Annotated in this window: 12 protein-coding genes; 2 read left to right on the top strand and 10 right to left on the bottom strand. The window is 64.4% G+C overall.

What is annotated here, in order from left to right:
• Positions 1–18: 18 nt before the first annotated feature.
• The 7 genes from ppk2 to ACFWP0_RS17480 all read right to left on the bottom strand — a co-directional run bounded on the left by ppk2 (position 19) and on the right by ACFWP0_RS17480 (position 8,742).
• Positions 19–1,209 carry a polyphosphate kinase 2 gene (gene ppk2, locus ACFWP0_RS17510; protein ID WP_377844091.1) on the bottom strand — a complete coding sequence of 397 codons (1,191 nt, stop codon included), beginning with the start codon at positions 1,207–1,209 and terminating at the stop codon, positions 19–21.
• Between the two features lie 140 nt (positions 1,210–1,349).
• On the bottom strand, positions 1,350–3,830 hold the full coding sequence (locus ACFWP0_RS17505; RefSeq protein WP_377844089.1) for a hybrid sensor histidine kinase/response regulator: 2,481 nt from the start codon (positions 3,828–3,830) through the stop codon (positions 1,350–1,352).
• A 400-nt stretch (positions 3,831–4,230) separates the two neighbouring features.
• Positions 4,231–4,662 carry a hypothetical protein gene (locus ACFWP0_RS17500; protein WP_377844088.1) on the bottom strand — a complete coding sequence of 144 codons (432 nt, stop codon included), beginning with the start codon at positions 4,660–4,662 and terminating at the stop codon, positions 4,231–4,233.
• Positions 4,663–4,791: 129 nt separating this feature from the next.
• Positions 4,792–5,049: an STAS-like domain-containing protein gene (locus ACFWP0_RS17495; RefSeq protein ID WP_377844086.1), complete on the bottom strand. Its 258-nt coding sequence runs from the start codon at positions 5,047–5,049 to the stop codon at positions 4,792–4,794.
• Between the two features lie 182 nt (positions 5,050–5,231).
• Entirely contained in the window at positions 5,232–6,314 is a 1,083-nt protein-coding gene (locus ACFWP0_RS17490; RefSeq protein ID WP_377844084.1) for an Ig domain-containing protein, read from the bottom strand.
• A gap of 178 nt (positions 6,315–6,492) precedes the next feature.
• The gene (locus tag ACFWP0_RS17485; protein ID WP_377844082.1) at positions 6,493–7,227 is read right to left on the bottom strand and encodes a response regulator transcription factor; all 735 of its coding nucleotides are present in this window, start codon (positions 7,225–7,227) and stop codon (positions 6,493–6,495) included.
• Positions 7,228–7,452: 225 nt separating this feature from the next.
• On the bottom strand, positions 7,453–8,742 hold the full coding sequence (locus ACFWP0_RS17480) for an alpha/beta hydrolase family protein (protein ID WP_377844080.1): 1,290 nt from the start codon (positions 8,740–8,742) through the stop codon (positions 7,453–7,455).
• A 284-nt stretch (positions 8,743–9,026) separates the two neighbouring features.
• On the opposite strand from ACFWP0_RS17480, the gene ACFWP0_RS17475 reads away from it, so the two are divergent.
• Entirely contained in the window at positions 9,027–9,509 is a 483-nt protein-coding gene (locus ACFWP0_RS17475) for a hypothetical protein (protein ID WP_377844078.1), read from the top strand.
• Here the strand turns inward: ACFWP0_RS17475 and ACFWP0_RS17470 are convergent.
• The gene (locus ACFWP0_RS17470) at positions 9,484–10,674 is read right to left on the bottom strand and encodes a trans-sulfuration enzyme family protein (RefSeq protein WP_377844077.1); all 1,191 of its coding nucleotides are present in this window, start codon (positions 10,672–10,674) and stop codon (positions 9,484–9,486) included. The two genes, ACFWP0_RS17475 and ACFWP0_RS17470, sit on opposite strands and share 26 nt — an antisense overlap.
• A gap of 139 nt (positions 10,675–10,813) precedes the next feature.
• Between ACFWP0_RS17470 and ACFWP0_RS17465 the strand changes: the two genes are divergently transcribed.
• Complete coding sequence (locus ACFWP0_RS17465) at positions 10,814–11,872, top strand: hypothetical protein (RefSeq protein ID WP_377844075.1); 1,059 nt, start codon at positions 10,814–10,816, stop codon at positions 11,870–11,872.
• A gap of 37 nt (positions 11,873–11,909) precedes the next feature.
• Here ACFWP0_RS17465 and ACFWP0_RS17460 read toward each other — a convergent pair whose 3' ends face one another.
• Both ACFWP0_RS17460 and ACFWP0_RS17455 read right to left on the bottom strand, forming a co-directional pair.
• On the bottom strand, positions 11,910–12,566 hold the full coding sequence (locus tag ACFWP0_RS17460) for a methionine ABC transporter permease (protein ID WP_377844073.1): 657 nt from the start codon (positions 12,564–12,566) through the stop codon (positions 11,910–11,912).
• Complete coding sequence (locus ACFWP0_RS17455; RefSeq protein WP_377844071.1) at positions 12,547–13,653, bottom strand: methionine ABC transporter ATP-binding protein; 1,107 nt, start codon at positions 13,651–13,653, stop codon at positions 12,547–12,549. Before ACFWP0_RS17455 ends, ACFWP0_RS17460 begins: the two co-directional genes overlap by 20 nt.

Below are 13,653 nucleotides of genomic sequence, written 5' to 3'. Positions count from 1 at the left end.
CTTGCGATAACCACGCATCTACAGCGCGCGTCCCACGATCAGCGAATCCAGCGCCATCTGCGGGTCGTCGCTCTTGCCTTCGTACGGAATCCGGCTCAGCACGTAGCGCATGGCGTTCAGGCGCGCGCGCTTCTTGCAGTCGGACTTCACCACGATCCACGGCGCATCCGCGGTGTCCGTGTGCGCGAACATGGCTTCCTTGGCGCGCGTGTAGTCGTCCCACTTGTCCAGCGACGCCAGGTCCACCGGGCTCAGTTTCCATTGCTTGAGCGGATGCACCTTGCGCTGCAGGAAGCGGCGGCGCTGTTCTTCCTGGCTGACCGAGAACCACAGCTTGATCAGGTGGATGCCGCTGCTGACCAGGTGGCGTTCAAAGTCGGGCGTCTGGCGCAGGAAGGCCAGGTATTCGTCTTGCGAGCAAAAACCCATCACGCGTTCGACGCCGGCGCGGTTGTACCAGGACCGGTCGAACATGACGATCTCGCCCGCGGTGGGCAGGTGCTGCACGTAGCGCTGGAAGTACCACTGGCCCTTTTCCGTGTCGGAGGGTTTTTCCAGGGCGACCACGCGCGCGCCGCGCGGATTCAGGTGTTCCATCATGCGCTTGATGGTGCCGCCCTTGCCCGCCGCGTCGCGGCCTTCGAACAGGATGACGACGCGCTGGCCCGTGGCCTTGACCCAGGCCTGCAGCTTCAGCAGCTCGACTTGCAGCTTGTACTTCTGCTTTTCGTAATTGCGGCGCAGCATGCGATGGCGGTAGGGATAGATGCCCTCGCGCCAATCGACGGCCAGTTCGTCGTCGGGATTGCGGCGAGCGCCCGGGGCCTGCGCGTTGGCCTCCAGCAGCGCGCGATGCACCGCAAGGGCATCGTCCGGCGACAGTTCCTCGATGACCGAACGCAAGGCCTCATGCGCCTCGCCGGGCGCGCCGACGTGGTAGCGGCGCGCGATATCGGCCAGCACGGCCGCGGTCTCTTGCCGGGCCGCATCCTGACGCGCGGTCACGCGCTTGCGGATTTCGGCGACGGGCTCGGCGACGGGCTCCGCAGCGGGCTGGACGGCCGGCTTGGCGGCGGGTTGGGCGGCATCCTTGGCCGGCGCGCCGCGCGCGGGCGTCGTGCGCTTGGCGGCGCTGCGCGAGACGCCGGCGCGCTTCTTCGGCGCAACGGCAACGTCTTGTTCGGAGGCCTGCGGTGTCTTGTCTGTCATTGATCCTGTCCTTGCTGCGCGTGGTCGCCAAGTCCGCGCCGGCCGGCCAGTCGCCGGCGACCCGTCGGGCAAAGGCGCAACCCTAACCTGGGCCGCGCCGCCCGGAATTGATGTGGATCAAGGGTTGTAACACCTCGGCATCAAACGGGATAGGCAGCACCGCGCAGGTCCGCGATGAGCTTTCTGTACCGCTCGACGAACATGGCCACGGCCCCATGATCCAGCGCGGATTCTCTCGCCGCCGTTTCCAGCTCGCAGGCCTCGGCCTGCAGGTTCTCCGCGCCGATGATGCCGAGTTCCGAGACTAGCTTGTGAAATGCCGATCTGGCGGACTCGGCGTCCTTGAACGCGGCCAACAGGTCAATCGGAGACTGGGGCGAAGCCGCGCGCTCCACCACGCGCCGAACGATGTCCACGAATATCTCATGGCGGCCTCCCAGCCTCGCGAGCGCACTGTCTATCCTGATTTCATCCAGCGCGGCTATCTGGCCGGATATCCTGCGGAACGCGCCGGTATCCGGCTCGTCTTCGCCCAGCGCCAGCACATGGGCGGCTTGCGCGAGTTCATCGTGGCCTCGCAGCCCGAGCAAGCGGACCATCAACGCAAGCAGCCGATAAGGGTTTACCGGCTTTGTCAGAACGCACGTCACCCCGCAGCGCGCAGCGGTGGCGCGGTCCGCGTCCGAGAGGCTGGCTGTGATCGCGATGACCGGAAGGTCGCGCATGTCAGGCATGGTCCTGATCTGTTCGGCGGTTTCGAAGCCGTTCAGGCCCGGCATCTGAATATCCATCAGCAGGATGTCGACATCCGAATGGCGCAAGATTCCCAGCGCTTCATGTCCATCGCGGGCAACGCGAACCACGGCGCCCGCCAGGACCAGGATCTCCCGCAGAACGGAGCGGACGATGTCATCGTCCTCGGCCAGCAGCACCGCGCGGCCAGCGAGGCAGTTGCGGTCGATATGACCCTCTTGTTCCGTCACGCTGCCTTGGCAGGAAGCGCAGGCGGCGGCGGAGCTTCCGCAAAATTCAGACAACAGCGTGGGCTTGAACCGCAACTGCGTTCTGTCCCGCGCGGCGGGGATCCCCTCCTTCCAGCAGCTCAAGGGAGGCCCGAGCACGATGAAGTGCGCGCGATCCTTTTCAAATTGGGCGTCCAGGCGGTCCACGAACTCTTGCGAGTAGGACCGCCAGTCCACGATGACATAATCCGGGGCGCCGCTGCCTGCGGCGCCCGGGTCCGCGATGGGACGCGGCGGCCACTTGTCCGCAGCCGCCTCGACCAGCGCCCCCCGGCCGGCCAGGCCCGAACTGATGGCCGCCCGCGAGGCGGCGCAAGGATCAACGACCCAGACGCGCTTGCCCGAATACGGCAAGGCCTTATGGGTGCAGGCACGCGAAACGTCGACGATCAAGGGAAGCTTCGCGAAGAAGGCCGCCCCCTGCCCCGGCTTGCTTTCCATCCATGTTTCGCCCCCCATCAAGTCCGCGATGCGCCGGGTGATGCTCAGGCCGAGTCCGTTGCCGTTTCCCTTTGACCGTCCGGCTTGCTGCGGGAATGGCTTGAACAAGCCGCTCAGTTGATCCGGGGCGACTCCGGGCCCCCGGTCGCGGACCGCGAAGGTGAAGTCGTGCAATAAGCCATTGACGCTATCGGCCGAGACCTCAAGCACAACCAATCCCGGCCCTCCGTACTTGATGGCGTTCTGAATGTAATTCAGAAGAATCTGCATGATGCGCACATCGTCCCCGATCACCGCGTCGGGGACGTCTGGCGACAGGCTGACGAACAGGCTGGCCTCGTGCGCCATGGCGTCGCGCCAAGCCAGCTCCAGAACATGCTGAATACGCTTGCGCAAGGAGAACCTTCTGAATTGAATGTCCATCCTGCCCGCTTCCAGCCGGGAAAAATCCAAGGCGTTTCGCACAACCGCCGACAGGTAATTGCTTGCCTCGATCAGGCTGGAGACCTGCCCGGACTGCTCGTGCGCGAGCGTCTGGCCCATGAGGAACGCGATGCCGGTTATCGCGCTGACGGGCGTCTGGATCTCGTGCGCGATCATCGACAGCAGTTCGATCTTTTCGGTGATTGCCGCTTCGGTCAAGCCGCCATTCGCAGGCCGCGCGGCCGTCCCTTGGCCGAGTTGAAGCGCCCGCGTCTCGCTCAGCATCCGCGATTCCTGCCTGGCATGCACTTCTTGCGTGATATCGATGCCTATTCCGCCGACGCCGATAATGTCTTCCCCCCTTGCTCCGAAAATGGGGAACCGGACTACGTGAAAGGTGCGCCGGCTGTCGCCGCGGTCAAGTTCGACCACGCTCGAGCTCTGCCGCCTGGCCGCCAGCACGCTCTCGTCCAGGGCGCGCCATTCCGGATCGATGCACGCCGCGGCAATTGCGCTGCCGGAAGGGCGGCCGGAACCCGATGCCGCGATCATCAGAAAAGAGGCGTTGACGTGGGTGTAGGAGCCGCGCGCGTCCCGGATATACATGAGCACTGGGGCGAACTCGCCGAAGGCTCTCAGGCCGCGCTCGCTTAACAGCAGCACACGCTGAGCGCGCAAATGCGCGACCGCAACAATCGATATCAGCAAGGCTGACAGCGACACCAGCCCCATCATTATGTTTCTTGCTGGATGGACCGCTGCCTGGTCGGCCATTTTCACAAGAACCAGGAAGGAGGCGACAGATCCGCTCAGTGCAAGAACGGCCAGGACAAGCGCGATCGAAACGCCTGGTCCGAGGCGAACCCGCCCGAAGCACTTCGATCTCGTCGCGCCCATACCACCAGCCTCTTTCGCGTAAAAAAATGATGGCCCATACGCATCGGAACCGATTGCGTGCAGCCCCGGTTGCTACCGATGGAACGCCGCGCATATCGGGCAACGGAGCCAGGAGGAGTGTGCACAAGGACCGGGCCGGCTGCGATTCAAACATTGCATAGCAAGATAGGTCGGTGCCGGACGAATTCACGCCACTTCCCAGAGAGCGCCTGCCCCTAATGGCAGACGCACCTATGCCTTATCGATATAAATGAAGCGGCATGTCCGCAAACCGGAGGGGCTTCCGACCGGGTGCCGCGCCCTTTCCGCCGTCGGCCGCCATCCTGGCGGCTCTGCACCAAGCCACCAGGCGCTCGCTCGCCACCATGCTGTGCACGCTTACCACTTTCATTGCGCCGGCAACCCGCAGCGCCGTCCACTGGCAAAGCGGAAGCTCGCCTTGGTCGAGAAGTTCAATCGACGGCACGGAAATACCCGTGGCCGAGGACAAGTCCCTGACGGATATCCCCAGATAGATCCGCCATGCGCGCAGGGCGCTCATCCGTTCCTCCCGGATCAGATGAGACACCACATGTGGAATCGACCCTGCCGCCGACTGGTTAATTTCGGCATATACCGCCAAACCCGATGACAATATATCGCCAAGATAGCCGCCTGCTTTATCCGCCATGACCGCCAACGTTTCGTTTGATTGAAATCATTAAAGGCTTTCATTAATCGGCCGGCAAGAGTCAATCTACTCATTGGCGGCAGGCGCGCAGGAAAGCCGCGCCTACGCTGAGCCAGCCCAATGCGGCAGCTATGGCTGGGACAAAGCAGCGGGGATTTTCGATCCGTATTTCTGGGCTCGCGAACTCGCCCAAAGAATATGGCTTTTCACGATGGCGGCCGCCCCTGCCCATGCGATTTCCACGCCGGGATTCTGCCGCACATAAATAAAGAAGATCTCGTCCGCGAACGCCGGGCCAATACTCCCGACGCCGGAAAAATCGAAGCAGACATGCCGCGCGCCTTGCGGCACCGCGTTCAGGACGCGTTTTGCCTGATAGCGCGTCACAAAGGTCTCCGAAACACTGATTCGAGCGTTTCGAATCGGAATAACCCACTCCGATCTGCCGTTTCTCCGAAGCGCCTGTCTGTGCGCCATTCCTTCAACCTCCAAATCGACGCCGCCGGCGTGTCCGATGCCTTCCTGCCTTGAAGCGCATCGGGCCAGCGGCGGCCTGCCTGGATGCGGGATTATTCGAAGGAGATCTGAAGCTGGGGGTTCACTTTCCATTCGAATCTTGCGTTCGCTTCGCCGCCTCCGGCATCTTGCGCGCGAACGACATAGCGGCCTTCCTGCGGGGTGGACGGCACCGAGCCCGTGAGCGCTCCGACCGTCGCGTCAAACCGCAGTCCGTCCGGCAGCCTGGCCGGCGTCGCCCCATCCTTATCCAACAGCGCATACCGGACTGCCCCGCTGCCGCCCATCGACGTCACGACGGGGATAGGCGCCGGGATCGTCGCGCCGGCGGTCAGCTCGACCGGATTGGTCGAAATTTCAAGCGCGGGCGCCAGGTTGAATTCCACCGGCATGGACACGCGGGCGCCGCCTTCGTCCGTGATGGTCGCGGTAAGGCCCGCCAGCTTTTCGGTGGACGCAGGCACCGCGCCGCTGACATTGCCAGCGCCGTCCAGCATCAAGCCGGAGGGCATCCGCAACGCCCCACCCTCGGCGTTCGAATAGGAAACCGTGTATTTCCCCGTTCCGCCGTTGATATTGAGAAATTTCACGGGGCTCTTGATCTTTCCGCCGGCCGTGGCCTGGATGGCGCCGCCCTGCACGTTCAAGGGCGGATTGATCGTCAAGCGCACCGTCCGGCTCGCCTTCCCGCCGCCGCTGTCCTGAACCTGGATCAGGTACGTAATCGTCTTGGGGCTGGACACGGAAGGCGCCTCGCCGGACAGGGAGCCGTCCGATCCAAAAACCAGGCCGGCAGGCAACTCCGCGGGCTTGCCGCCAGGATCCAGCAGCCTGAAGGACAGCGCGCCCGTTCCGCCAGAGGTGCGGACCTTCACTAATTGCGAATTCAGCGCCGCGCCAGAGGTGATCGACAGCCCGCGATCGGCGGATCCAGTCGTCTCCGGCGTCCTTGCGGGCTCCGCCGCGCCCGCGCTGGCGGCGCCGGCCGGCGCGGCGGGGGACGCGCCTCGGGCGGGTACGACGCGCTCCGTGATTTTCCCGACTGGCGCCTTGCCCTCTGCCGCCATCGCAACAGGCGCGGATGAAAGCCCCGCCGCCCCCAGCACCACCCCCAATTTCGCGGTGAACTGGATCATTCGATTTCTCATAGCGTAATCCTTGGTCATAGAGAACTTCATGCGTACAAAAACCGGAAACGTTGCGGCCACGCAATCAGGCACGGCGGCGCTCGAAACATGATGCTTCGCATTATTTCAAGATCTACAACTCAATAAACAGAGTAGATCTACTCAATCTTCCGACGCGCCCCGGCTTTCACTGGTCTTGGTCGGGTTCGACCAGTCCAATGAAAAGGCGCGCCAGGCCCAGGGAAGAGTGAATATCCAGTTTTGAATAAATGTGCGCCTTGTGGTTCTCGACCGTACGGACGGACAGGTGAAGCCGTTCTGCAATCTCCTTGCTCGAATAGCCCGCGATTACCCCCTGCACGATGGATAGCTCGCGCGTGGTCAGCAGCGCTTTTCTTGCTTCTTCTTCTTCGGCTCGAATGCGCTTCGTGTGCATTTTCCGGCTCGCGAGCAAGGCGGCATGGACCGCCTTGCATAGCTGGTTGGCATTAAGGGGCTTGGGCAGGAAGTCGAATGCCCCGTGCTTCATCGCCTCGACCGCATCGCCAAACTCCGGATTGGCGGTGATGAAGATGATGGGCGGCGCCACGCCCCGCTCAAGCAGGCGCCGTTGCAGGCTCAGCCCGTCCAACGCCGGCATGCGCAAATCCAGGATCAGGCACTCGCATTCCGTCGGCGCATATTGGGCCGCAAAGGCCTCCGCCGACGAATAGGCGACGATCTCGATACGCAGGTCTGTGAGCAACTGTCTGATAATCCAGACCGCCAGATCGTCATCGTCCACGATGTACACCCTGGCGGCGGTTCGCAGCGACTGCATGCCGTCATCGGACGAGTCCTGGTATTGCTGGAAAGCGCCTGTTTCTTCCGGGATAGTCAGTGCGTCAGGAGGAAGGCGCAGCAATTGCTGGGAAGTGCTCATTTATGCAAATTTCGGCGAAAGGATCACGATCTCAACCCAGGCGAGTGTGCGAACAGGTTTCTTTTCGCAAATTTTTGATTCAAAAGTAAACTCAGACCAGAGTACTTGTACTCAGCGGGCTGGGGTTTTACGTCTGGACACGCGGCTTGCGGCGCGGCCACAAGCCGGAGGATGGAAGCCGCGAGCAAGACAAGGCGGCGCATGCGCCAGCGCGCGCCCCCAGGCTTATTCCTGGATAAAGGTCAGATTGGCATCGAAGAATCGGATCATCGAATGGTAGAACTGCAATTTATCCGCAGCGTTCTTGAACCCGCCGCTATCGCCGGCCTTGATCATGTATTTCAGTTTGGTGGCGCCCGAAATTGCAGCGTAGCCGCCATGGTCCATGCCGAATATTCCAATCCTGTTGGCGTCCGCCACGCCGGTTTCGATCAGCCATTTCGAAGCGTCCTCAATATCGTCTTCCATCGCCAGCTCCAACTGGCCCATGCCGGGCTCCCGGAATGAGCGCCCGTGCACGATGGACTCGCGATAATTTATTTGCATCACGCAATATCCGCGATTGGCGAACAATTGCACGATGGGGTTGTATTTCCAGCGATCTCGGCTCCAGGGCTCGGCCTGCGGCATGACGATGCACGGAAGATCTTTTCCTTCAATACCGACAGGCAGCGTCAGATAGCCGTCGATACCGCGGCCGTCGCGCGCGGCATATGCAACCGGGGCCGCTCCAGCCAGCGCCATCGGCGGAATCATCTCGGCGTCGACTGTCAGCTTTGTCAGGGTTTCGGTAGGCGCATGCAGAAGATATTCCCTGCCGGCATCGCGGTCGCTGGATACCCGCAGTACATATAGCGTTTCTTCCAGGTTTGAACTGGACACCACCAGCTCGCCGTCGCCCAGCCTGTCCCTGAACCGCGTCGACAACACGGCGAGCGCCCCGCCCTGCGCGTGGCGTCCGTGGCGGATGTCGACCCGCATCAGCGCACTGGCGCCGTCCGCCTGGACGTATCGGCTTATCAAGGCCCGGTTAGGGTCTTGCGGCAAGGTGCTTTCCTGACGCAAGGCGCCGGCCTCGAAGGTGGCCGTATTTGCGGCAACCACGTCGCCCTTCATGTCGACAGCGATGATCGCCGATTGATAGCCTCCGGCAATTTCCTGGTGAACCAGGACCGTTGAAGGGCTTTTCCAAAAGTACGCTTTTATCAGCCCGTCGCGCTCATCCAGGATTTTCTTCGCGGCCGGACCGGGAATCCCCGCGGTGATGGAACGGACGAACAGCCCTCGAATCGAATTGCCCTCGGCGTCGAGATCGGTTTCCAGAAAGCCCAGCCATTTGCCATCGGGAGACACCTGAAAATTCGTTCTCGGAGACTCGGCGAAGAAAGCCTCCACCGGATATATGGGCGGCCTGGTGTTGGTGGAAATTGCCCAGTAGATGGCGAAGAGGATGCACACCAGCACGATGACATCGGCTTTGCCCAGCCATCTGTTCCCGCGTTTATTGAAACTCACGACTCCGCCTTTTCTCTGCTGATGGCCAGAACGCCAAACCGCAACGCCCGGAATGGGGATGCGCCTGTGCGCCGAGCGCCTAGAGTGCTAAACGGAATTGCATTTTTCCAGAGGGAATTTACTTATTTTGCCCGTTCAGGCGGTTCAAGCCTGAATTGCCGCGCCGCTCCTGGATTTGCCGCGCAGTGAGCATTTTTGCCCATTCGCCGCCGGCCCATATGCACTACCATCGGCGCTCGGGCTCATATTATTTACAACGATTCTGCTGCGCTTATTCCAACACCATGTGGTCATTCATCAAGCGGTTTCTTGCCGGACCGCCAGCGCCCGAAGATCCCCTGCGGGAAATCGTGCGTTTCGACGACGCCGGCTTCACGCGCACGAGCGCACTGGCGCGCGCCATGGGCTTGCGCGAATTCTGGCCGTGGAGCGATATCCACGAGTTCGGCTTCCTGTTCACGCAAGCCATCTATCCCGACCCGTGGTTCGGCGACTACATGGAAAGCCTGTGGTTCATCCGCGTGCCCAGCGACGGAGGCGGGCTGATGCTGCTGGACTTCGACCAGACCGTGCTGGACATCGAGCGCCTGCCCCCCGCCCTGTTGCGCAACCTGCCGGGCCTGGACATGGATGTGCTGCGGTCAGGGCTGGCCACCGCCGGACGCGGGCTCCGCCATTACGACGGCGAAGGCGAATGGGTAGCCTGGCGGCGCGCCGGGGCGCCGCCAGGCGAGCAGGCGGTTACACCCGGTCCAGGCCCTGCCTGAGGTCGGCCAGGATGTCTTCCGGCGTCTCCAGGCCGACGGACAGGCGCAGCAGGCCTTCGGACAGGCCGTAGCGCTCGCGGTCTTCCGCCGAGTAGCCGGCGTGCGTCATCGATGCCGGATGCTGGATCAGCGTTTCCGGATCGCCCAGGCTGACCGCGATGCGCGCCAGCTTCAGGCTGTTCAGCAGCGTCCGGCCGGCGGCAAGTCCGCCCTTCAGTTCGAAAGCCACCAGGCCGCCGCCCGCCGCCTGCTGGCGCAACGCGATGTCCGCGCCCGCGGTGCCGGGCAGGCCGGGGTAGAACACGTCGGCCACCGCCCGATGCTCGCGCAGCAGCCTGGCCACCTTCAGGGCGGATTCGCTGTGGCGCTGCACGCGCAGCTCCAGCGTCTTGATCCCGCGCAGCACCAGGAAGGCGGTAAAGGGCGACAAGGTGGCGCCGGTGAAGTAGCGCAGGCCTTGCAGGCGGATCGCGTCGATGTGCGCCTTGCGCCCCAGCACCGCGCCGGCCAGCAGGTCTCCGTGGCCGCCCAGGTACTTGGTGGCGGAATGCAGGACGATGTCCGCGCCGTGTTCCAGCGGCCGCTGCAGCACGGGCGTGGCGAAGGTGTTGTCGACGATGGTCACGAGGCCCTTGCCGCGCGCGATGGCCGACACGGCGGCGATGTCGACCAGGCGCAGGTTCGGATTGGCCGGCGTTTCAAAATAGACCGCCCGGGTCTTCGCTCCGATGGCGGCGGCGACGGTCTCGGGGCGTGTGAAATCCGCGAACACGGCGCGCACGCCAAAGCGGGCGAGCCCCTGCGTGAACAGCGTGAAGGCGGTGCCGTAGACGATCTGGTCGACCACGATTTCATCGCCGCTTTGCAGCAGCGAGAACAGGGTGGCCGAAATGGCCGCCATGCCCGAGGCCGTCACCACCCCGGCCTGCGCCCCTTCCAGCGATGCGAGGCGCTCTTCCAACAGGGCCTGCGTCGGATTGCGCGTGCGGCCGTAGACATAGCCCTGCGTCTCGCCCAGGCGGATCTGGTCGAAGGCCTCGATGCTGTCCTGCGTGTAGGTGGACGTCAGGTAAAGCGGCGGCGACAGCGCGCCCTGCTCGTCCAGCGGGTCATAGCCCAGGTGGATGGCGCGCGTGGCAAAGCCGTGTTGCGGGGTATCGGACATCTCTGAACTCCTGTCATCGGATGGCGCAAGGGCGCCGGGCCCCTGCATGGAAATCGTGGATTGGCCGAGGTGCGCGACATTGACGGGGCCAGGCCTTGTCTTTACAGTCCAAAGCCATATCCCCGTTTCGTGACGCGCCATGAACGACCAGCAAGAGCCCGCGTTTTCCCAGCGGGAAACGCAACCGGCCGCCGCTGCGCCGTCCCATCCGCAAGACGCGGATGCGGCGCGACCGCGCCGCCCGGGCTGGCTGCTCAAGACAGCCACCTGCCTGGTCTATGCCGCGATGCTGGCATGGAGCGTCCATAGCGCCCGCCCCTCCAGCCTGCCGGACATCGCGGCGCTTGCCGTGGCCAGCGCCGCCGGCCTGGCGGTCGTCCCGCTTGTCGCCCTGGCCTTTCTTTCGCTGTGGAAGCGCTTCAGGACGCCGCGCAACCGGCTGCGCATCGCGCTGGCCGCGGGCCTGTTCCTGATGTTTGCCGTCGCCCCGGAAATCGCCCGGCGCAATGACGAGAAAATCCAGCGCGACGTCGCCAACGCGGAAATCCGCAAGACCGCGGACGCCTTGCGGTTGATGCTGGGCGGCGCGCACGCCACGCCGGACGCCGCCTCTTCCATCGACCCCACGCCCAAGGCCACGGGCCCTTACGGAGAAATGGAACGCGCGCTCAAGACCGTGGCGCGCGAACGGCTCGCGCAGCACAAGGCCTACGTCCAGGAATTGAAGGAGATCGGCTTGCCGCGGCTGTTCGACGCCCATCGCCTGGCGCGGGACGCGGGGCTGATCGAAAGCCGGCTCATTCTTGAGCAGGCCGAGCGGCTCGTGCCCACCTACCGAAAGCAAAGCATGCAGGTGCTGACGCAAATGCCGGCGCGGATCCGGGCGCTGCCTATCGACGAGCAGGAAAAAGCAAACCTGCTGGACTCCCTTGCCGCTTCCAATGCCGCAGGCAGCGCGAACCTGACCCGGGTGTGGGACCTGGAGGGCCAGATCCTGCGGGAGTTCGGCCAGATGATCACCCTGTTGGACGACAACCGCCAGTTTTGGTACGCGGACCACGACGAGCTGATGTTCGGACGCGACGACGACTTGCGCCGTTTCCGCCAGCACCAGGACGCCGTCAGCAGGATGGTCGGCGAACAGGACCAGCTGGGCAGGCAGCCCCTGCCCGGCGTATTGCGGTCGTCGCTGCGCTGAACCGCCACGCCCGGACGTCTGCATCGGCCGGCTCCGGTCAGCGCTTGTGGTCGGCGCGGCGCGACAGCCATTCGCCGGTGAACTGCACCAGGGACACCAGCGCGATCAGGATCACGATCACCTCGAACATCACGCGGGTCTCGTAGCGCTCGTAGCCGTAGCGGATCGCCAGGTCGCCCAGGCCGCCCGCCCCCACCGCGCCGGCCATGGCCGACGCGTTGATCATGGCGATCACGCTGACGGTCATGCCGCCGATGATGCCGGGCAAGGCCTCGGGCAGCAGCACGTGGCGCACGATGTGCCAGCGCCGGCAGCCCATGGCGCGCGCGGCCTCCACCAGGCCGTGGTCCACGTCGTTCAGGCTGACCTGCGCGATGCGCGCGAAGAACGGCACCAGGTTGGCCGACAGCGGCACGATGGCGGCCCAGGTGCCCAGGGTGGTGCCCACCAGGAAGCGCGTGAACGGCAGCATCGCCACCAACAGGATGATGAACGGGATGGCGCGGAAGGTATTCACCGTGACCGACAGCGCTTTGTTCAGGCGCGGCTTGGGATACAGGTTGCCGGGCGCGGTGATGGTCAGCACCACCGCCAGCGCCAGGCCGGACACGATGGCGATGACGGCGGATATGCCCACCATGGCTAGGGTTTGCAGGAAGGCCTGCAGGTATTTATCAAGCATCGGCAGCGACATAGCCCAGCACCTTGATCTGATCGGCCACCAGCGCGGCGCGCGCGGTCTCTTCTTGCAGGGCGCCCGCGGGCACCGACACCAGCAGGCTGCCTTGCGCGTGGCCGCGCAGCCGGTCCAGTCCGCCATGCAGCAGCGTGGCGCCCGGCCCCATCGCGGCCAGCGCCTGCAGCGACACGCCGTCCGGGCGTCCCTGGCCGGTGAAGCGCAGCCGCAGCACGACAACGCCCTCCCTGCCCTGCAGGTCGGGCACCAGCCGGGCCGCCAGATCGGCGGGCAGGTCATGCTGCAAGGGACGAAGCAGCGCGCGCGTGGCGACCGCCTGCGGATTGCCGAACACGCGCCAGACCTCGCCCAGCTCGACCTTGCGGCCGCCGTCCAGCACCAGCACCTTGTGGCAGACCTCGCGGATCACCGCCATGTCGTGCGTGATCAGCACCACGGTCAGCCCCAGCTTGCGGTTGATGTCCAGCAGCAAGGACAGGATCGATTGCGTGGTCTCCGGGTCCAGCGCCGAGGTGGCTTCGTCGCACAGCAGGATTTCGGGCTCGTGCACCAGCGCCCGCGCAATGCCCACGCGCTGCTTCTGCCCGCCGGACAACTTCGACGGATACACGTCGGCCTTGTCGCGCAGGCCCACCATGTCCAGCAGGGCCTGCACGCGCGCACGCGCGGCCGCCGGCTTCACGCCCGCCACGCGCAGCGGCAGGGCGACGTTCTCGGCCACGGTCTTGGCGGACAGCAGGTTGAAATGCTGGAAGATCATGCCGATGCGGCGGCGCAGTCCCACCAGGGCGTTTTCGTCCAGCCCGCCGACATCCACGCCGTCGACCAGCACGCGCCCGGCGCTGGGCCGCTCCAGCATGTTGATCGAACGCAGGAGCGTGGACTTGCCCGCGCCGCTGCGCCCGATGATGCCAAAGACCTCGCCGCGCGCGACCGAGAACGACACGTCGGACAGGGCCGCGACGGGTCCCTGCGCGCCCTGGTACTGCTTTTGCAGCCCCTCGAACACAATGTGCGCGTCCAGCGCCTGGGACTGCGCGGCGGGGCCGGCCCGCGGCGGGATGGAGAACTCGTGTTGCATCAT

It is taken from the genome of Achromobacter sp. NPDC058515, assembly GCF_042721735.1.
Lineage (GTDB): Bacteria > Pseudomonadota > Gammaproteobacteria > Burkholderiales > Burkholderiaceae_B > Achromobacter.
This window is presented reverse-complemented; position numbering and strand designations above follow the sequence as displayed.